This window comes from Streptomyces mobaraensis NBRC 13819 = DSM 40847 (assembly GCF_017916255.1).
Lineage (GTDB): Bacteria > Actinomycetota > Actinomycetes > Streptomycetales > Streptomycetaceae > Streptomyces > Streptomyces mobaraensis.
The window spans coordinates 1,166,749-1,185,324 of the sequence record NZ_CP072827.1; the positions used below are offsets into that span (position 1 = coordinate 1,166,749).

20 protein-coding genes and 1 pseudogene are annotated in these 18,576 nt (G+C 74.5%); 14 read left to right on the forward strand and 7 right to left on the reverse strand.

Going from position 1 to position 18,576, the window contains the following annotated elements:
• Positions 1 to 4: 4 nt before the first annotated feature.
• Positions 5 to 388, forward strand: coding sequence for a hypothetical protein (locus J7W19_RS04425; RefSeq protein ID WP_004948878.1), 384 nt, complete (start codon positions 5 to 7; stop codon positions 386 to 388).
• Between the two features lie 100 nt (positions 389 to 488).
• Here J7W19_RS04425 and J7W19_RS04430 read toward each other — a convergent pair whose 3' ends face one another.
• On the reverse strand, positions 489 to 1,661 hold the full coding sequence (locus J7W19_RS04430; RefSeq protein ID WP_004948879.1) for an acyl-CoA dehydrogenase family protein: 1,173 nt from the start codon (positions 1,659 to 1,661) through the stop codon (positions 489 to 491).
• A gap of 340 nt (positions 1,662 to 2,001) precedes the next feature.
• Positions 2,002 to 2,631 carry a TetR/AcrR family transcriptional regulator gene (locus J7W19_RS04435; protein ID WP_004948881.1) on the reverse strand — a complete coding sequence of 210 codons (630 nt, stop codon included), beginning with the start codon at positions 2,629 to 2,631 and terminating at the stop codon, positions 2,002 to 2,004.
• Between the two features lie 89 nt (positions 2,632 to 2,720).
• Here J7W19_RS04435 and J7W19_RS04440 point away from each other — a divergent pair, with 89 nt between their 5' ends.
• The 6 genes and pseudogenes from J7W19_RS04440 (at position 2,721) to J7W19_RS32720 (ending at position 6,843) form a co-directional block, all read left to right on the forward strand.
• On the forward strand, positions 2,721 to 3,335 hold the full coding sequence (locus tag J7W19_RS04440; RefSeq protein WP_004948883.1) for a DUF6230 family protein: 615 nt from the start codon (positions 2,721 to 2,723) through the stop codon (positions 3,333 to 3,335).
• On the forward strand, positions 3,326 to 4,243 hold the full coding sequence (locus J7W19_RS04445) for a DUF6114 domain-containing protein (protein WP_004948886.1): 918 nt from the start codon (positions 3,326 to 3,328) through the stop codon (positions 4,241 to 4,243). Before J7W19_RS04440 ends, J7W19_RS04445 begins: the two co-directional genes overlap by 10 nt.
• Positions 4,244 to 4,349: 106 nt before the next feature.
• The gene (locus J7W19_RS04450; RefSeq protein ID WP_004948888.1) at positions 4,350 to 4,949 is read left to right on the forward strand and encodes a DUF3995 domain-containing protein; all 600 of its coding nucleotides are present in this window, start codon (positions 4,350 to 4,352) and stop codon (positions 4,947 to 4,949) included.
• Positions 4,950 to 5,079: 130 nt separating this feature from the next.
• Entirely contained in the window at positions 5,080 to 5,652 is a 573-nt protein-coding gene (locus J7W19_RS04455; RefSeq protein WP_004948891.1) for a dihydrofolate reductase family protein, read from the forward strand.
• A gap of 66 nt (positions 5,653 to 5,718) precedes the next feature.
• Positions 5,719 to 6,348 (forward strand): annotated as a pseudogene (gene dhaL, locus J7W19_RS32715) (dihydroxyacetone kinase subunit DhaL); the annotation flags it as partial.
• 123 nt (positions 6,349 to 6,471) lie between these two features.
• A complete protein-coding gene (locus J7W19_RS32720; protein WP_233478226.1) occupies positions 6,472 to 6,843 on the forward strand; it encodes a PTS-dependent dihydroxyacetone kinase phosphotransferase subunit DhaM in 372 nt (123 codons plus the stop codon).
• Between the two features lie 10 nt (positions 6,844 to 6,853).
• Here J7W19_RS32720 and J7W19_RS04465 read toward each other — a convergent pair whose 3' ends face one another.
• A complete protein-coding gene (locus J7W19_RS04465) occupies positions 6,854 to 7,600 on the reverse strand; it encodes a PIG-L deacetylase family protein (RefSeq protein WP_004948896.1) in 747 nt (248 codons plus the stop codon).
• 145 nt (positions 7,601 to 7,745) lie between these two features.
• On the opposite strand from J7W19_RS04465, the gene J7W19_RS04470 reads away from it, so the two are divergent.
• Genes J7W19_RS04470 through J7W19_RS04480 form a run of 3 tightly spaced genes read left to right on the forward strand, consistent with a single transcriptional unit; the run spans position 7,746 to position 10,714 of the window.
• Positions 7,746 to 8,816 (forward strand): ABC transporter substrate-binding protein, encoded by a 1,071-nt coding sequence (locus J7W19_RS04470; protein ID WP_051072663.1) that lies wholly within the window; start codon positions 7,746 to 7,748, stop codon positions 8,814 to 8,816.
• Positions 8,817 to 9,887, forward strand: a complete 1,071-nt coding sequence (locus J7W19_RS04475) for a FecCD family ABC transporter permease (protein ID WP_004948900.1) — start codon at positions 8,817 to 8,819, stop codon at positions 9,885 to 9,887.
• 5 nt (positions 9,888 to 9,892) lie between these two features.
• The gene (locus J7W19_RS04480) at positions 9,893 to 10,714 is read left to right on the forward strand and encodes an ABC transporter ATP-binding protein (RefSeq protein ID WP_004948902.1); all 822 of its coding nucleotides are present in this window, start codon (positions 9,893 to 9,895) and stop codon (positions 10,712 to 10,714) included.
• Positions 10,715 to 10,921: 207 nt separating this feature from the next.
• Here J7W19_RS04480 and J7W19_RS04485 read toward each other — a convergent pair whose 3' ends face one another.
• Positions 10,922 to 11,842: an L-tyrosine/L-tryptophan isonitrile synthase family protein gene (locus tag J7W19_RS04485; RefSeq protein ID WP_004952205.1), complete on the reverse strand. Its 921-nt coding sequence runs from the start codon at positions 11,840 to 11,842 to the stop codon at positions 10,922 to 10,924.
• A complete protein-coding gene (locus J7W19_RS04490) occupies positions 11,839 to 13,107 on the reverse strand; it encodes a cytochrome P450 family protein (RefSeq protein WP_004952203.1) in 1,269 nt (422 codons plus the stop codon). Before J7W19_RS04490 ends, J7W19_RS04485 begins: the two co-directional genes overlap by 4 nt.
• A 231-nt stretch (positions 13,108 to 13,338) precedes the next feature.
• Here J7W19_RS04490 and J7W19_RS04495 point away from each other — a divergent pair, with 231 nt between their 5' ends.
• From J7W19_RS04495 to J7W19_RS04505, 3 genes are read left to right on the forward strand one after another with little or no spacing between them, the layout of a single operon-like run.
• Complete coding sequence (locus J7W19_RS04495; protein WP_004952201.1) at positions 13,339 to 13,572, forward strand: hypothetical protein; 234 nt, start codon at positions 13,339 to 13,341, stop codon at positions 13,570 to 13,572.
• On the forward strand, positions 13,572 to 15,893 hold the full coding sequence (locus tag J7W19_RS04500; protein ID WP_004952198.1) for a heavy metal translocating P-type ATPase: 2,322 nt from the start codon (positions 13,572 to 13,574) through the stop codon (positions 15,891 to 15,893). The genes J7W19_RS04495 and J7W19_RS04500 overlap by 1 nt, the downstream gene beginning before the upstream one ends.
• Complete coding sequence (locus J7W19_RS04505) at positions 15,890 to 16,384, forward strand: copper chaperone PCu(A)C (RefSeq protein WP_004952196.1); 495 nt, start codon at positions 15,890 to 15,892, stop codon at positions 16,382 to 16,384. Before J7W19_RS04500 ends, J7W19_RS04505 begins: the two co-directional genes overlap by 4 nt.
• 96 nt (positions 16,385 to 16,480) lie before the next feature.
• Here J7W19_RS04505 and J7W19_RS04510 read toward each other — a convergent pair whose 3' ends face one another.
• On the reverse strand, positions 16,481 to 17,074 hold the full coding sequence (locus tag J7W19_RS04510) for a sigma-70 family RNA polymerase sigma factor (protein ID WP_004952195.1): 594 nt from the start codon (positions 17,072 to 17,074) through the stop codon (positions 16,481 to 16,483).
• A gap of 61 nt (positions 17,075 to 17,135) precedes the next feature.
• Here J7W19_RS04510 and J7W19_RS04515 point away from each other — a divergent pair, with 61 nt between their 5' ends.
• Complete coding sequence (locus J7W19_RS04515) at positions 17,136 to 17,312, forward strand: zf-HC2 domain-containing protein (RefSeq protein WP_004952194.1); 177 nt, start codon at positions 17,136 to 17,138, stop codon at positions 17,310 to 17,312.
• 234 nt (positions 17,313 to 17,546) lie between these two features.
• Here the strand turns inward: J7W19_RS04515 and J7W19_RS04520 are convergent, their stop codons facing one another.
• Positions 17,547 to 18,407 carry a hypothetical protein gene (locus J7W19_RS04520; RefSeq protein WP_233478067.1) on the reverse strand — a complete coding sequence of 287 codons (861 nt, stop codon included), beginning with the start codon at positions 18,405 to 18,407 and terminating at the stop codon, positions 17,547 to 17,549.
• Between the last annotated feature and the right edge of the window lie 169 nt (positions 18,408 to 18,576).

Genomic DNA, 18,576 nt, shown 5'->3' on the forward strand with positions numbered 1-18,576 from the left:
GATCATGCCGAGCCTGGAACGCCTGGAGAACGACGGCGACAGCAGCCCGTACGGCCCCGACGAGCCGGCGGACTTCACCACGATGTTCCGGGTGACCTGCCCGGACTGCGCCCGTCCGATCGCCCTGCTCGCGGACGAGGACGAGCTCCCCGAGCACGCCCTCTGCCCGTCCCCGTGGAACCCGTTCGGCCTCACGGTCTGCCCGGGCTCCGGGCGCGCGGTGGAGGACGCCGAGCCGGCCGGGGAGGACGAGGGCGCCCTGGAGCTGGACACGGCCCTGCTGCTCACCCTGCCGGAGAGCCTGGACTGGCGGACGCAGCCGTTCTCGCACATCGGCGGGCCGGGCTCGCGCCCGGTGCGGGTGCCGGAGACGCGCCACAGGCCCTGACGCGACACCGAGGACGGACCGGCCCGGATCGGGCCGCCCCGGATCGGCCGCCGTCACCCGCCCCGACGGCGGCCGGTCCGCTCACCGCGGACCCGGCCGGTTACCGCGACTCGGGCCCCGCCAGGTGACGGGCGATCACCATCCGCTGGATCTGGTTGGTGCCCTCCACGATCTGGAGGACCTTCGCCTCGCGCATGTACCGCTCCGCCGGGAAGTCCGCCGTGTAGCCGTACCCGCCCATGAGCTGGACGGCGTCGGTGGTGACCCGCATCGCCGCGTCGGTGCAGAACAGCTTGGCCATGGCCGCCTGCCGGGAGAACGGCAGCCCCTGGTCGCGCAGCCGGGCGGCGGCGAGGTAGAGGGCCCGGCCTGCCTCGATCTGCGTGGCCATGTCGGCCAGCAGGAAGCGCAGCCCCTGGAAGTCCGCGAGGGGCCGGCCGAACTGCCGCCGCCCGGTGACGAAGGCCAGCGCCTCGTCCAGGGCCGCCTGGGCGACGCCGACGGCGCAGGCGGCGATGCCGAGCCGGCCGGAGTCGAGGGCCGACAGGGCGATGGGGAAGCCCTGGCCCTCCTCACCGATGCGGCGCGCGTCCGGGACGCGTACGCCGTCGAAGTGCAGCTGCGCGGTCGGCGACCCCTTCATGCCCATCTTGCGCTCGGGCGCGGCGGGCGTCAGCCCCGGGGCGTCGCCGGGCACCAGGAACGCGGTGATGCCGTGCGCGCCCTCGCCGCCCGTCCGGGCCAGGACGGTGTAGAAGTCGGCGATCCCGCCGTGCGTGATCCACGCCTTGGTGCCGGTGAGGACCCAGTCGTCGCCGTCGCGGACGGCGCGGGTGCGCAGGGACGCGGCGTCGGAGCCGGACTGCGGCTCGGAGAGGCAGTACGCGCCGAGGAGCCCGCCGCCGAGCATCGCGGGCAGGTGCTCCGCCTTCTGCTCCTTGCCGCCGTAACCGGCGAGGCCGTGGCAGGCGAGCGAGTGGACGCTGACGCCGAGGCCCACCGTCAGCCGCGCGGCGGCCAGTTCCTCCAGGACCTGGAGGTAGACCTCGTACGGCTGGCCTCCGCCCCCGAACTCCTCCGGGTAGGGCAGACCGAGCAGCCCGGACGAGGACAGCAGCCGGAAGAGGTCCCGGGGGAAGTGCCCCGCCTCCTCCTCGGCCGCCGCCCGCGGGGCGATCTCCCGCTGCACCAGGTCGCGCACCAGCGCGAGCAGGTCCTTGGCTTCCTCGGTGGGCAGCTGGCGCTCCACCGGCTGCGGGCCGTGGTCGGTCATGCGACGGCTCTCCTCCCTGTCGGGCGCTGAGGCGGCGGGGGCCTGGGTGTCGGCCGGACCGCCGGTGATGCCCAGTCGACAGTCCCGTGCCGGGTCGCGGAATGGGGATGACCTGCGGCTGTGGCGCTTGGAGTATGCCTGATCGCGGGGTCCTCGTCACGGCTTGACAGATCATGGTCGGACTGCAACTGGAGGGTGCGGCCGTGGCTTTCACGACGTTGTCCCGCATATACCCTTTTCGGCCGTGCGCTTCACCGGCGAGCGGCGTGAATAGCCCGTCCGGCGTTCGAGGGGGGCGGAGGCTGTGCCCCCGCCCGCTCTCCGTCGTGCCCGGGGAGACTCACCACCGCGTCCGCTCCGGCGCCGGGCACGTCGGCTCGTACTCCTCGACCATCCGCAGCGCGTCCCCCAACGCCCGCACCAGCACCCCGCACACCAGCTCCCGGGGCAACTCTCGGCGGGCGAGCCAGTCCAGCGTCACCCCTTCCACCGCCGACAGCCAGCCGACGAGGGCGGTGCGGGCGACGGGCGGAAGGTCGGTGCGCCCCCAGGCGGCCCGGGCCATCGCGGTCAGGAGCTGTTCGCGGACGCGGTCGCGGATCGCGAGGACGTCGGCGTCGAAGCCGACGCCGCCGGTGACGATGGCGCGGTACGCGGCCTGGTGGTGCTGGGCGTAGCGGAGGTAGCCGTCGACGGTGTGGTGGACGCGCTCGACGGGCGGCAGGTCGTGGGTGGAGCCGGCGCGCTGGACGAGTTCGGCGACGGCGTCCTCGATGATGGCGAGGTAGTAGCCGCGCTTGCTGCTGAAGTAGTAGTAGATCAGCCCTTTGGCGACGCCCGCGTGCCGCGCTATGTCGTCCATGGACAGGGCGTCGTAGGACGTGTCGGCGAACAGCTTCCGCCCGACGGCGATGAGTTCGGCCCGGCGCGCCTGCGCCCGCTCGCTTCCGCGCTGTTGACTATCGTTCAAAATCGGCCCTAGTCTCCAACTCCACGGGAACATCCGCAGTATGGCACCACCTGCACACCACGCACTTCCCTGAGTCGCGGGAGGAAGCAGTGAGCGGATCAGACCGAAATCTTCCGGAGGGCCGTACCGCCTGGAAGCGGACCGCCCTGATCGCCCTGCCGGCGGTGCTCGCGGTGGGCGCGATGGCCACGGGGATGGCGCAGGGCGCGCTCGCGGCCTCGTTCGCCGTCTCCGGCACGCACTTCCAGGTGTCGTCGGGCAGGCTGACCAGCGACGGGCTGGCCTCGTACGTGCAGACCGACCGGTCCGTCGACGGCAAGGGGCATCCGGTGGCCCTGCTGGGCATCGGCAACGCCCGGCTGAGCGACATCTGCCAGGCCGCCTCCGTGCCCACGCCGTTGGGCAAGGTCACGTTCAAGCTCACGGCCGGCGGGCGGGCCGGCGAGGTGACGGCGAGCGATCTGGTGATCGACGGCGAGGACCTCGTCGGGGACGCGGAGTTCGGGACGGCGCAGATCGGCCGGGACGCGTCGACGCTCGACCGGGTGCCGGGGGTGAAGGGCGACGCCGGCGCGTTCGGGCTCCAGGCGGGGAAGGTGACGGTGGCGGGCGTGCGGTCGCACGCCTGGTCGGCCACGGGCGGCAACTTCCGGTTGAAGGGCCTGAAGCTCCAGGTGAACCTGGACGGCGACCAGTGCTTCTGAGGCCACCGGCGCTTCCGCGGCTCCCGGACGGCCCGGCCCGCCGCCGCTTCCGCTCCTGGCGGCGGACCCGGCCCTTCTGGGCCGGCACCCTCCTCGTCCTGGGCGGTACGGAGTTGCTGGTGGTGCCGCTGTCACCGGTGACCGTGCTGGTGAGCCTGGGGCTGGGCGGGCTGGCCGCGCTGGGTATCGGGCTGGCGCTGATCGCGGCGGGGCTGTTCCTGTGGTTCCTGCCGTCGGCACGGCACTACGTCAGCGTCAACGCCCTCATCCTGTCGGTGCTGTCGTTCGCGGCCACCAACCTGGGCGGGTTCCTGGTGGGCATGGCCCTCGGCATCGCGGGCAGCGCGATGGGCTTCGGCTGGACCCCGAGGGGCGACCGCACGCTCGCCGTCGCGCTGCCGGCCGTCCTGCTGACGGCCCTGGCCGGGCCGTCGGCGGACCGGGCGGAGGCGGCGGAGGGGCCCCCGGGACGGCCGGGGCCGCCGGTCACCGCGTCCGCCACTCCCCCGTCCGTCACCGCCTCCCGCTTCTCGCCGCACGGCTTCACCCTCGCCGGGGTGAGCCGACTCCCCACTGCCGAGGGCCGTTTGAAGGTCATCGTCCTCAAGATGCGGGCCGCGTCGCTGAGCGACTACCGACTGCGGACGCGCGACGGCCGGGCGGCCGGGCAACTCGGCCTGAGCGCACGCTCCTTGGAGCTACGCGGAGAGGTGACGCTCCACCTCACCCGGTTCCACGGCTGCCTGGAGGGCCTCCTCTGCCTCACCTTCTCCCCCGACACCCTCCCCGCACCCCCCGTGATCCCGCCCTTCGTCTTCATGACGGACGTCACGGCCGAACAGGCCCTCGTCACCGCTGACACGATCACGGCGGCCGGGCTGGAGCTGCGCGCCCTGCCGGGAATGTGAACGGCGTACGCCCGCACATGGACGCTCCGCCGGTCCCCCGCGCGGCGGAGGCCGCCCGTCCGGACGGATGACGTCCCGCCGTCGCCCGGTGCGCCACGCTGGAGTCGTGATCGAGCGATACCCGCGAACCGTCCCGTACCGCCTCTCCCGTCGGGGATCCGGCGCGGGGCCGGGCCTCGCCGCCGCGGTGTGGGGGGCCGTCTTCGCCGTGCCGAGCTTCGTCTGGGCGACGGGCCGCACCTTCGGCGCGCGGACGACGGTGTCGCCGTCCCTGGTGGAGCTCGCCCGCGACCGGGTGACGTGGTTCGTAGCCGTCCTGTGGGTGACGGGATTCCTGAAGCTCCTCGGGGCGCTGCTGGGGATCGGCCTGACGCGTCGGCGCGGCCCGGGGCTCAGCCGTCTCATGGTGTTCTGCGGCGGCGGCGCGGCGGTCCTGCTCGTCTGGCACGGCGGCCTCTTCGTCCTGGACGGGGTGCTGGTGGAGACCGGGGCGCTGTCGGCCGCGCCGGAGATCGTGGACCTGACGCTCTGGTACCTCTGCCTGTGGGGGCCGTGGTTCATCGCCGGCGGCCTGGCCTTCGGCGCCGCCACCGCGCGGTACGCCCGCCACCGGGACACCCCGCGCGAGGTGCGCCGCCTCGGCGCCGCGGGGGCGCTGGGCGCGCTGCTGCTGTCACTGGCGTCGGCGGTCACCGGGATCGGCTGATACCGGGCGGTATCCGGTCCGCCTGTGTCGGGGACCGCCGCGCCTTCCGTGAGCGATCATGTCTGGTGCACCCTGCGGGCGCGGCCGTGGCCGCGGCTCCTCCTTTCCCGTGATTCCCGAGGAACTCATCATGCGCACTCTGATCAGCACCGCCTTCGTCTCGCTCGACGGCGTCGTGGAAGCCCCGGGCGGCGAGCCCGGATACCGGAATTCCGGGTGGACCTTCAAGGACGTGGAGTTCCTTCCCGAGGCGTTCGAGATCAAGGGGCGTGAGCAGGAGGAGGCCACCGCGATGCTGCTCGGCCGGAGGAGTTACGAGGCGTTCGCCGCGGTGTGGCCGGACATGGAGGACTTCGCCGGTTACCGGGTGATGCCGAAGTACGTCGTCTCCACGACGCTCGCCGAGAGCGACCTGGTGACGAACTGGGGCGAGACCACGATCCTGCGCTCCCTCGACGAGGTCGCCGCGCTGAAGGAGAGCGAGGGCGGCCCGATCATCGTCCACGGCAGTGCCGCGCTGAACCGGAGCCTTTCCGACGCCGGTCTGATCGACCGCTACCACCTGCTCGTCTTCCCGCTGCTGCTGGGCGCGGGCAAGCGCCTCTTCAGCACCACGGACAAGGACACCCAGAAGCTGCGGCTGGTGGAGCACGAGGCGTACGCCAACGGCCTGCAGAAGAACGTGTTCGAGGTCGTCCGCTGACCCGTCGCCGCCCGCGCCTACGCTGGGCCGGAACGCAGCCGTTCGTCAGGGGCAAGGAGCCGCGCCATGACCACCGTTCCGCTTGACATCGCTTTCTTCCGCCGTTTCCTCGACCGCGCCGTCGAGGTGGTCGTCGCCTCCGCCGACCACCTCACCGAGCTGGACGCCGCCATCGGGGACGCGGACCACGGCGCCAACCTCAAGCGGGGCTTCACCTCCGCCGCCGGGGCGGAGGCGGTGGCGGCGGCCGGGACGCCGGGGGCGCTGCTGACCGCCGTGGGCGCGCATCTGACGAACACGGTGGGCGGGGCGTCCGGCCCGCTGTTCGGCACGGTGTTCCGGCGGATGGGCAAGGTGCTGGGCGAAGAGGCCGAGGTGACGCCCGAGGCGCTGGGGCAGGGGCTGGCCGCCGCCGTCCGCAGCGTGCGCCGGCTGGGCGACTCCGCCCCCGGGGACGCGACCATGGTCGACGCCCTCCAGCCCGCCGCCGACGCCCTCGCCGCCTCCCTCGCGGACGGCGACGACGTGCCGGCCGCGCTGCGGGCGGCGGCACGCGCCGCCGTCGAGGGCGCGGAGGCGACCGTACCGCTCAGGGCCCGCCGGGGCCGGGCCAGTTACCTGGGCGAGCGGAGCGTCGGCCACGAGGATCCGGGCGCGGCGTCCTCCGCGCTGCTCGTCACGGCGCTGTACGAGGCCACGGACCCGGAGCTCGCCCCGCGGCGGCAAGAGGAGCCGGGCCGGCAGGAGGAACCGCGGGCCGCCGAGGTCACCCCGGATGCCTCGCCCGCCCCCGCCCCCGGCCGCGTCGGTGTCGTCCTCGTGTCGCACAGCCGTGAACTGGCCGCCGCCACGGCCGGGCTGGCCGCCGCGCTGGTCGGGACCGGTGACCCGGCGCCCGTCGCGCTCGCGGGCGGGCTGCCCGACGGGGGCGTCGGGACCAGCGCCGAGCTGGTCCGGACGGCGGTCGCGGAGGCCGGCGAGGGAGCCGGCGTGGTGGTCCTGTGCGACATGGGCAGCGCGGTGCTCACGGTGAAGTCCCTGCTCGGTACCGGGGAACTGGCGGACGCCCGGCTGGTGGACGCCCCGTTCGTCGAGGGCGCCGTCGCCGCCGTGGTGACGGCCTCGGCGGGCGGCGACCTGGCCGCCGTTCTGGCGGCGGCCGAGGACGCCCGTACCTACCGCAAGCTCTAGAAGCCGCCGGTCACCTGCTGAAGAGCTCGAACGCGACCGCCGGCCGGCCGCCGAACCGCTCCCCCGCCGCCTTCATGTTGCCCTCCAGGAAGGTCCGGCAGTAGCGCTCCGGTTCCTCGTCCGTCAGTGCCTCGATGTACGTGCGGTGGCAGAGCAGCGACGCCACCGCGCGGTCGAGGCCGGCGCTCGCGTCCACCGCGTGGGTGGGCCGCGGCGAGCCGGCGACGGCCACGTAGCGCACGCCGTTCCACGGGGTCAGGCCGTCGTCGACGAGCTCGGGGAAGATCCAGCGGTTCCCGGCGTCGGCGACGGCGTCCAGGGTGGCCCGGCCGACGGCCCGGTGGTCGGGGGTGTTCCAGGCGACCCCGCCCCAGGTGTCGTGGTGGTTGAGGGTGAGGACGAGTTCGGGGCGGTGACGGCGGACGGCGGCGGCGATGTCGCGGCGCAGCGCGGTGCCGTACTCGATGACGCCGTCCGCGTGGTCGAGGAACTCGACGGTGTCCACGCCCACGGCGGCGGCGCTCTCCCGCTGCTCGCGTTCGCGCAGCGGTCCGGCCTCGGCGGGGCTCAGGGTGTCGATGCCCGCCTCGCCGCGCGTCGCCAGGACGTAGGCGCAGGTGCGTCCCTCGTCCAGCCAGGCGGCGATGGCGGCGGACGCCCCGTACTCGAGGTCGTCGGGGTGGGCGACGACGGCGAGGGCGCGCCGCCAGTCGGTGGGCATGGGCTGGAGCTGCTGGGGGGTGGTGTGGTCCGGCATGGTCGGTCCTCCGCGGTAGTCGATCTTCCGCAGCCTATGCCGCACATCTCGCCGCCCGCCGGGAACCCGATCGGCGCGCGGTCCGACTACAGGTCAGGGCCCGCACGAAGCGGTCCCTATGGAACGACCCCCTGGAGTGTTTCTCATGCGCCCTCGTGCGTGGTGCGGTGTGCTGGCCGCGGTGGCCCTGACGGCGACGGCTTGTGGCGGTGGCGGCGGTAACGACGGGGAGGCCGGGAAGGAGGGCGCTTCGGGGGGCTCGGGCGGCAAGGGCTTCCCGGTGAGCGTCCAGGACTGCTCGGGTGCGAAGACGACGTTCGACGGACCGCCGAAGAAGATCGTGACGAGCAACGCCGCGGCCCTGGAGCTGCTGCTGTGGCTGGGCGCGGGCGACCGGATCGCCGGTACGGGCTTCCCGCCCGGGAAGGGCGCGGTGCCGCGGCAGTTCGCGGACCAGGCGGCGAAGGTGCCGGTCCTGGGCAAGACGGTGATCCCCAAGGAGAAGCTGCTGGGCTCGGGCGCGGACGTCTACATCGACTCGTTCTCGTCCATGAAGAACATGCGCGGCGCCGGTGACGCGCCCACGCCGGAGGAGTTCAAGGCGGCCGGCATCAAGCACATCTTCCTCAAGTCGACGGCGTGCGCGGCCATGAACAAGTCGCCGCGCACCGACCTGTCGGGCATCGAGTCGGACATCGAGGAGCTGGGCCGCGTCACCGGCACCTCGGCGCGGGCCGCCGAGCTGGTGGCGGACATGCGGAAGAAGACGGACGGCGTCCGGGACGCGCTCAAGGACGTGCCGGAGGACAAGCGGCCGTCGTACTTCCTCTTCGACTTCGACGCGGGCACCAAGCAGCCCATGGCGGTGTGCAACCGGCAGGTCGCCAACGCCGTCATCACCCAGGGCGGGGGCCGCAACGTCTTCGCCGACTGCGACGGCGACTTCAAGCCCGTCGGCTGGGAGGACGTGGTGGCGAAGAATCCGGACTTCATCCAGCTCGCCGTGCGCAACCGGGGCGGCGAGGAGGCGAACCGCAAGGCGTTCGCCGAGGCGGAGGACTTCCTCAAGTCCTTCCCCGCGACGAAGGACCTGAAGGCCGTCAAGGAGGGCCGTTTCCTGCGCATCGGATCCGAGCGGACGACGATCGCCGGTGTGCGCAGCGCGGACACCGTACGGGAGATCGCGCACGTCCTGCACCCGGACAAGGTCAAGTAGATGGCGACGCTCGCGGTGGCCGCGGAGAAGGAGGAACGGGAGGACGGGCGCGAGCCCCGGACGTTCCTCGTGGCCGGGGTGCTGGTCGTCGCGCTGGTCGTCGCGCTGGTCGCCTCGGTGTGCCTGGGGTCGACCCGGGTGCCGGTGGGCGACGTGTGGTCGGCGGTGGTCCGGGGGGTGACGGGCGACGATCTGGCGCCCGGCACCCACGACCTGATCGTGTGGCGGCTGCGGGTGCCGCGGGCGTTGCTGGCGGCGCTGGTCGGCGCGGGTCTGGGGCTGGTCGGCACGGCCACCCAGGCGCTGGTCCGCAATCCGCTCGCCGACCCGTACCTGCTGGGCATCTCCAGCGGCGCGTCCCTGGGGGCGGTCGCCGCGATCGTTCTCGGGGTCGGCGCCGGCGGGGCGTTCGGCCTGGGCCTGTCGGCCGCCGCGTTCGCCGGGGCCCTGGCGTCGTTCGCCCTGGTGTGGGCGATGGCCCGGCGCGGCGGCGGCTTCTCCCCGCTGCGGCTGGTGCTGGCGGGGGTGGGCATCGGGCAGTTCCTGTCCGGGTTCACCCACTACCTGGTGCTCCAGGCAGGCGACGACCAGCAGACGCACGGGGTGCTGTTCTGGCTGATGGGGTCGCTGGGCGGGGCCCAGTGGTCGACGCTGACGGCGCCCCTGGTGGCCGTCGGCCTGGGGCTGGCCGCGCTGCTGGCCCGGGCGCGGGCACTGGACGCGCTGCTGATGGGCGACGAGACGGCGGCCGGCCTGGGCGTCGATGTGGGCCGTCTGCGCCGTGAGTTGTTCGTGGTGACCAGTGTGCTGACGGGTGTGCTGGTGTCGGTGTCGGGGGCGATCGGCTTCGTGGGGCTGATGGTTCCGCACGTGTGCCGGATGGTCGTCGGCGGCGCCCACCGCCGGCTGCTGCCGATCGCCGCCCTGTTCGGGGCCGTGCTGCTGGTGGTGGTCGACCTGGTGGCCCGGACGGCCCTGCCGGACCAGGAGCTTCCGGTGGGCGTCGTCACCGCCCTGATCGGCGCCCCGACCCTGCTCTACCTGCTCGACCGCCGCCTGGAGAGGGGATAGCCGGCATGCGCATCGCCATCGAGGAGCTGGAGGTCGCCCTCTCCGGGCGGACGATCGTCTCCGGCGTCCACCTGCTGGCCGAGGACGGCGAGATCGCGGGCCTGGTCGGCCCGAACGGCAGCGGCAAGTCCACGGTCCTGCGCACGGTCTACCGCTACCTCAAGCCGCACGCCGGACGGGTGCTGGTGGGGGGTACGGACATCCGCTCGCTGTCCGCCCCCGAGGCCGCGCGGCGGGTGGCGGCGCTGCCGCAGGAGCGCGGCAGCGACTTCGAACTCTCCGTCCGCGCGGTGGTGGCCATGGGGCGTACGCCCTACAAGCGGGCCTTCGCGGGCGAGGACCGGACGGACGCGGAGGCGGTCGCCTCGGCACTGGAACGGGTCGGGCTGGCCGGGGCGGGGGGCCGCTCCTTCTCCGCCCTCTCGGGCGGCGAACGGCAGCGGGTGCTCCTGGCCCGTGCCCTGGCCCAGGACCCCAAGGTGCTCGTTCTTGACGAGCCGACCAACCATCTCGACGTCCGTCACCAGGTCGAGTTGCTGGCTCTGCTGCGGGCTCAGCGGCGGACGACGTTGCTGTCACTGCATGATCTGAACGCGGCGGCTTCGCTGTGTGATCGGTTGCATGTGCTGCATGAGGGGGCTGTGGTGGCTTCCGGGGCGCCGCGGGAGGTTTTGACGCCGGAGTTGCTGGCGGAGGTGTTCGGGGTGCGGGCGGTGGTGGTGGAGCATCCGTTGACCGGGGATCCGTTGATCGCTTTCGATCACCGGGAGGTGGCGGATGCCGGCGGGGGCGGCGATGTGGCGGCGGTCGCCGCTGCCGCGGGGTGAGTTGCCCCAGCCCCGCCCTTTCACCGTTTCCTGGGGGCTGCGCCCCCAGACCCCCCTTTCGCGGCTCCGCCGCTCGTCCTCAAACGCCGGACGGGCTGAAATCAGCCCGTCCGGCGTTTGAGGACAACCGCGCGGAGCGCGGTTGCGGGGGTGCGGGGGTGGGGGGGCTCGCCCCCGCAAGAAACGGTGAAAGGGCGGGACCGGGGCTCACCCCACGAAGTGGCTCGGCCTGCCGTCCCGCATCACCAGCCGCCCCACCCGCTCAGCCTCCTCCCGCCGCACAAGCCGGGCAACGCTTCCCTGGAGCAGAAGCACCGTATGCCACGGCGTAGCCCACGCATCCCCCGTCTCCAGCAGCCGGATCCCGAACTTCTCGGCCCCCGCCGGCTGCGGATGGATGGACAGCCGCACCTGCCGCGGGAAGTGCTCCGCGATGAGCTCGCCCCAGGCCCGGCTCCGGGCGATCACCTCGTAGGCGCGGGACCGGCAGTCGCGCTGCAGAGCGGACCGGCTGCCGGGGAAGTCCGCCGTGTCCTCGAAGAGGAAGCGGGTGATGCCCCGGTAGAGCCGGGCGGTCTCCTCGTCCGTGCGGACCAGCGCCCGCAGGTCGTCCACGGACGGCGCGTACGCCTCGGTCACCAGACGCCGCTTGGTGTCGTGGTCGGCGTCCCCGTGCACCGCCCGCAGGTCGAAGGTGTCGAGGTGCCGCAGCCCCTCGGCGTCGATCATGGCGCGCAGGGCGTCGCCGTACGCGTCGATGTGCGCGTCGGGGACGTGGATGACGTCGCCGAAGATGTGCCCGTCGGAGCAGATGACGATCCGCGCGCCGGGCTCGTACGCCTCGCCGATCCGCGCGCAGAGCCGGTCGAGGAAGGCCAGGGAGAGCCGCTCCCCTTCGTCGGGGAGGTGTCCCAGCACCTTGGCCGGGTTGGGCGACTTGCAGGGGAAGCCGGGGAGGGTGAGGACGACGGGGTCGCCGGCGTCCGTGAAGTCGCGGATCTGCCGCAGCGTCCCGGGGTGGTCGGCGGGGTCCCGGGACACCGGTCCGGTCGTCCGGTGGTACGGCAGGAGGAGGCGCAGGACCTCGGTGGCGGTGTCGGTGGCCGCCGGTGCGATGCCGGTCGTCACGGCGCCGTCACCTCCCGCCCGTACGGGCAGCGCGGCGCGTCGTACGCCACCGGGAGCGCGGCCGTGCCGCGGCCGAGGACGGCCGGGATCCAGCGCAGTTCCCCGTCGGGGACGGCCAGGCGCAGGCCGGGCAGGCGGGCGAGCAAGGTGCCCAGGGCGACCTGGAGTTCGATCCGGGCGAGGGCGGCGCCGGGGCAGAAGTGGATGCCGTGTCCGAAGGCGAGGTGGGAGCCCTGGGCGCGGTCGAGGTCGAGGGTGTCCGGGTCGGGGAAGCGCTCGGGGTCGCGGTTGGCGGCGCAGAGGGAGACGATCACGGAGTCGCCGGCCGGAACGCGGGTGCCGTGCAACTCGGCGTCCTCGGCGAGGAAGCGCCAGGTGGTGAGCTCGAACGCGCCGTCCAGGCGGAGCAGTTCCTCGACCGCGGCGGGCATGAGGGAAGGTTCGGCACGTAGCCGTTCCAGGGCCTCGGGGTGGCGGAAGAGGGCGACGAGGGCGGTGGTGATCTGGTTGGTCACCGGTTCCTGGCCGGCCACCAGGAGCTGGAAGATCATGGAGTCCAGCTCCTCGGCCGTGAGTTCGCCGGCGTCGCGGGCGGCGACCAGCCGGCCGAGCAGCCCGTCGTCGGGGGCGGCCCGCCGGTCGGCGACCACCTCGGCGATGTAGTCCTCCAGGCCGCGCAGCAGCGCCTCATAGGCGGGACGGCCGGGGTCGGTGGGGCCGACGGGGGCCACGACGCCGCCCCACTCGCGCCGGAAGCGGGCGGCGAGGTGCGGGGGCAGGCCGATGGTCTCGGCCAGGACCTGGAAGGGGAAGCGGGCGGCGAACATCTCGACCAGGTCGACCGCGTCGTGCGGGCCGGTGGGCGCCGGGAGCGCGTCGACGAGCGCGTCCGCCAGCTCCTGGAAGCGTGGGCGCAGCGCTTCGACGCGGCGGGGGGCGAAGGTGTCGGTGATCAGGCGGCGCATACCGGTGTGCTTCGGGGGGTCCTGGTGGAGGAGGTGCACCTGGAGGCGGGAGTGCTGGGGCTCCGGCATGATCGAGGCGCGGGCGCGCCAGCGGTCGTTGCCCAGGGCGTGGTTCTTGCCCAGCCGGGGGTCGGCGAGGGTGCGCTGGGCGGCGGCGTACCCGGTGACCAGCCAGGCCGTCACGCCGCTGGGGAAGACGACGCGGTGGATCGGGCCGGCTTCGCGCAGGCGCGCGTAGAGGGGGTAGGGGTCGCGCTTGTAGGCGGGGCCGGAGAGGGGTATGGGTTCCGGGGTCGGCACGTGCGGGCTCCTCGCTGAATCTTGATCGCTGAGGAAGTCGGCTGCGAGGAGTGGCGAGTTCCCGTACGTTCGTGCGGATTTCCGCCCACGGGTGAAGGCCGGACGGGCTGTATCTCCAGGTAGTCGGCCGGCCGGCCGACGGGGTTCCCCGAAGCGGAAGGGACAATCCTCACGTGCCGTCTCGGCGCCTTCCGCTGCGGCGGGCGGCCCCCGGCATGTCACGATGCGGCGATGACCGCACGTCATTCCCTCAGTCCGTACAGTCTCCTGTCCGGCTTCGTCCTGCTGCTCGCGGCCCTGTTCGGGGTCGCCTACGCCGTCGGTTCGGCGGCCGGCCCCGTCTCCCCCGGCATGCACCGCACCGGCGGCGGGAGCGCCTCCGAACCGGGGTCCGGCCACAACGGCGGGGGCGGCGGGGGCAACGGGGGCGGCGGCATGGACGGCATGCCCGGGATGGGGCACTGATGAGCACGCCGACCGCCACCGCGTCCTCCGCGTCCTCCACGTCCGCCGCTTCGACCGCCGAGACAGAGATCATCGTCGGCGGCATGACCTGCGCCGCGTGCGTCAACCGCGTCGAGAAGAAGCTCGGCAAGCTGGACGGCGTGACCGCCAGCGTCAACCTCGCCACCGGCCGGGCCCGGGTGAGCCACCCGGAGGACGTGACCGCCGACGAGCTGATGGCGGTCGTCGAGGGCCTCGGCTTCACCGCCGCGCTGCCCCGGCCGAAGACGGAGGAAGCCCCGGAAGAGGAGTCCGGCGCCGGGTCGTCACCCCTCGTCCGGCTGCTGATCACCGCCGTGCTGTCGGTGCCCGTGCTGGTGCTGTCGATGGCCCCGGGGCTGCAGTTCCGCAACTGGCAGTGGCTGTGCTTCGCCCTCGCCACGCCCGTCGCGGCGTGGGGCGCCTGGCCGTTCCACTCCAAGGCGCTGCGCGGCCTGCGGGGCGCGGCGGCGACGATGGACACCCTGGTCTCCCTCGGCGTCCTCGCCTCCTACGCCTGGTCCGTCTACGCCCTGTTCTTCGGCGGCGCCGGGGACCCGGACATGCGGATGCCCTTCACGCTGTGGCCCGACGCCATGCCGGGCACGGCGGACGTCTACCTCGAAGCGGTCGTCGCCGTCCCGCTGTTCGTGCTGACCGGGCGGCTGCTGGAGTCCCGGGCCCGGGCCGGCACCGGTTCGGCGCTGCGGGCGCTCGCCTCCCTCGCCGCCAAGGACGTCGCCGTGCGGACGGCGGACGGCGAGGAGCGCCGGATCCCCGTCGCCGAACTGCGCGTCGGCGACCGCTTCCTCGTCCGCCCGGGCGAGCGCGTCGCCACCGACGGGACGGTGGTGGCGGGCACGTCGGCCCTGGACCTGTCGCTGGTGACGGGCGAGAGCGCGCCCGTCGACGTCGCGCCCGGCACGGCCGTGATCGGCGGTGCCGTCAACTCCGGCGGCCTGCTGGAGGTACGGGCGGAGGCCGTCGGCGCGGACACCCAACTGGCCCGGATCACCCGGCTGGTGGAGGACGCGCAGGCGGGCAAGGCCCGGGTGCAGCGCCTCGCCGACGCCATCGCCGGGGTCTTCGTCCCGGCCGTGCTGTCGGTCGCCGTCACGGTCCTCGGGTTCTGGCTGGGCGCCGGCGCGACCCCGCAGGCCGCGATCACCGCGGCCGTCGCCGTGCTCGTCGTCGCCTGCCCGTGCGCCCTCGGCCTGGCCACCCCGACCGCCCTGCTCGCCGCGACCGGCCGGGGCGCCGGGCTCGGCATCCTGGTCAGCGGGCCGCAGGCGCTGGAGGGGCTGCGCCGGGTGGACACGGTCGTCCTCGACAAGACCGGCACCCTGACCACCGGTTCGATGACGGTGACCGAGGTGGCGGCCCGCGAGGGCGGCTGCGGGCCGGAGGCCGCGCTGCGGTACGCGGCGGCGGCCGAGGCGGGATCGGAGCACCCGGTGGGCCGGGCCGTGCACGCCCACGGGCTGGCGGAGGCGGACGGTCCGCTGCCGGCCGCCGAGGAGTTCACGGCCACGGCCGGCGTGGGCGTCCGGGCCGTGGTGGACGGCAAGCGCGTCGAGGTCGTCCGGGCGGAGGCCGACGGGCTCCCCGACGCGCTCGCCGAGGCCGTCCGGAGCGCCGGGCGGGACGGCCGGACGGTCGTGGCCGTCCGCGTCGAGGACACCGTCGAGGCCGTCATCGCCCTGGGCGACACGGTCCGCGCCGGCAGCTACCGGGCCGTCGACCACCTCAAGCGGCTCGGCCTGCGGCCGGTGCTCGCCACCGGCGACGGCGAGGCCGCCGCCCGGGCCGTCGCCGCCGAACTGGGCATCGCGGAAGTGCATTCCCAGGTCACCCCGGAAGGCAAGGCGGACCTCGTCCGCGCGCTGCGCGAGCAGGGCCACCGGGTCGCCGTCATCGGCGACGGCGTCAACGACACCGCCGCCCTGGCCGGCGCCGACCTCGGCATCGCCATGGGCAGCGGCACCGACGCGGCCATCGGCGCCGCCGACGTGACGCTGGTCCGCGAGGACATGGGCGCCCTGGCCGACGCCGTCCGGCTGGCCCGCCGCACCTCCCTGACCGTGCGGGCCAACCTCGCCTGGGCCTTCGGCTACAACCTGGTGACCGTGCCGCTCGCCGCGGTGGGGCTGCTCAGCCCGATGGTCGCGGCGGCGGCGATGTCGGTCAGCTCCCTCCTCGTCGTCGGCAACAGCCTGCGGCTGCGCGGCTGGCAGCCGGCCCCCGCCCGTACGACCGCCCCCGCCCGCAAGGGTGCTCCCCGTCCTCGGAAGGCCGTCGCATGAACAACCCCGTGACGCAGGCCGCCAAGGCCGCGCTCGTCCCCGTCGCCGCCTGTCTGGTGACCCTCGGCGGTCTCGGCGCCTGGACGGCGTCCGGCGCGGCCGGGCGGCCCGCCGAGGTCGTCGCGGAGGACGCCCGGGTGCTGCTGCCCTTCGACCGCGACGACACGGCCGCGTTCGTACGGCTCACCAACAAGGGCGACGCGGACGACGAACTCCTGTCGGTCTCCGCGCCGTCGGCGGGCGGCGCCATGTTCGCCCGGACCGTCGTCAAGGACGGCGCGGGGAGCATGCGGATGCTCCGCTCGGTGACCGTGCCCGCCCGGGACGTCGTCGCGATGTCCCCGCACGGCACCGACATCATGATCAGCCGCCCGCCGCGGCTCGCGGTCGGCGACCGGCTGCCGCTGGAGCTGCGGTTCCGCGAGAGCGGGACGGTCCGGGTGGAGGCGGAGGTGGTGCGGGCGGGGAGCGAGGCGGTGCCGCGGGGGTGACGCGCCCCTTCTCCGTTTCCCGCGGGGGCAGCGTCCCCCGCGGGCTCCGAGCGCCGGGCGGGCTGAGGATTCGGTCCGCCCGGCGCTCGCGTCGTCTCAGGCGGCTCCCGCACCCGCCAGCACCGGCATCCTCGCCGTGCTCTCCCGTTCCGCCGTCTCCAGCTGGTCGATCAGCGCTTCCCGCGCCCGCGCCACCCGGGACCGGACGGTGCCGATCGGGCAGCCCGCGACCAGTGCCGCCTCCGCGTACGGCAGGCCGAGGAGCTGGGTCAGGACGAACGCCTCCCGGCGCTCGTAAGGCAGCCGGTCGAGCAGTTGCGACAGCGCGACGCCCTCGTCGAAGCCGGGCAGGACGGCGGACTGGGTGCGTTCCGCCGCCGACTGCCAGTCGTCCGTGTCCGACAGCCGCGGCCGGGCCGCGAGGAAACGGAGCCGGTCCACGACCGTGCGCCGGGCGATCGAGAGCAGCCAGGTGCGGGCGGAGGAGCGCCCCTCGAAGCGCGGCAGCGAGCGCAGGGCGCGCAGGTACGTCTCCTGCACCAGGTCGTCCGCGCCCTGCGGGTCGTTGCTCAGCCGGGCCACGTACCGACGGACGTCGGTCTGCGTGGCACGGATGAACCGTTCCACCGCGTCGGCGTCACCGCCCCGGGCGGCCAGCGCCCAGGCCGTCACCGTCTCGTCGTCACGCACGGCGGCCTCCCGCGCGGGGGGCGGTGGAGCGGCGCGGGCCGGCGCCGGGGACGATGGCCGGGTGCATTGCAGCGAGGTACGTACCGCCCTGTCCGCCCGCATCGACGGCGAGGCGCCCCCGCCGGGCGTCACCGGCGTGGCGCTGGAGGCGCATGTGCGGGGCTGTGCGGACTGCCACCGGTGGGGCGAACGCGCCCGCCGGCTGAAGGTGCTGGCCGCGCGGCTCGGCGTCGGCTGAGCGGGTCCCGTCCGGCGCGGCGGCCGAGGGAGGGACGTGCCGGCGCGGCGCGTCCTGGTTGCGGGCAGGGGTCATTGCCCGGGGTCCTTCCTGGAATCCGGGCGTCCGGCCGCGGGGGCGGCGGACGGCCCGGGAACGTGTCACGGCCTGTCCTGCGGCCGTCGGCGGAAGCACCCGAGAAGCACTCCGAGGGGTCCGCGCGGGACTACCGGGCGGACACGAGTGGTCGGGGGTTCAGCGGCCGACGGCGAGGGCGGCGGGTGGACCCCTGGTGATCAGGGCGTACGCGTAGAGCAGGCGGCGCAGCCGCTGGGCGGCGCGGCCCAGGCCGGCGCGGACCCGCGGGGGGCGCGGGCCGGGGGCCGGGTCGCGGAAGAGGAGGAGCAGCGGCGCGAAGAGGCGGGCGCCCACGGCCCGTCCGAGCCGGAAGGCGGCCTGTTCGCCGCCGGACAGCCAGAGGCCGCAGATCAGGGCGACGAGCAGGTGCGCGGACCACATGCCGACGGGTCCGTGGAGACCGTGGATGCCCAGCATGTCCATGTGCGTGCCGTGCATGCCGTCCATGCCGTGCATGCCGGTCATACCGCTGATGCCGCTGATCCCGTCCACGCCGTCCGTGCCGTGCACGCCCGACGGCGGTGTGCCGCCCATGGACATGCCGGAGGTGCCGGACATGCCGGCCATCCCCGTGCCGTCCGCCGCCCCGCCGACCCCGTCGAGGGCTGCCGTCGGGACGGGTCCGCAGGTCAGCCGGGAGAGGAAGCTCGGGGACGGCGGCACGCCGGAGCCATGGCCCGCGCCGCCACCCGCGCGGCTCGCCGCCTCGGAGACATGCTGGGCCAGGGTGAAGAAGAAGTGCAGGGCCGTCTGCGCGCCGACGGTGGCGAGGGTGATCAGCAGCGGTCCGCGCTCGCGTCCGGCGAGGAACCAGGCGCAGCCGCCCGTGCCGGAGAGCGCGGCGGCGATCGCCCACCACGGGACGTCGGTCCCGGACATGAGCGCGTGGCCGAGCGCGGCGAGCAGCACGCAGACCGCCGCGAACATCGCGGCCCGCAGTGCGCGCGGTGCCTGCCCCGCCTGCTGTGCTGCACTCATGACGTGCACATCGTTGCACCCGCGCCGCGCGGCGCGACGGCGGGGTGCGCATGTTCGCGCGTCCGGCCCCTTCTTCCGTCTCCCCTGCCGTGCTCCCGTCGCGTCCGTCCCCCTGCCCCCACCGGGGCGCGGCTCCGCCCCGTACCGTCCGCCCGGCGGTACGGGGCGG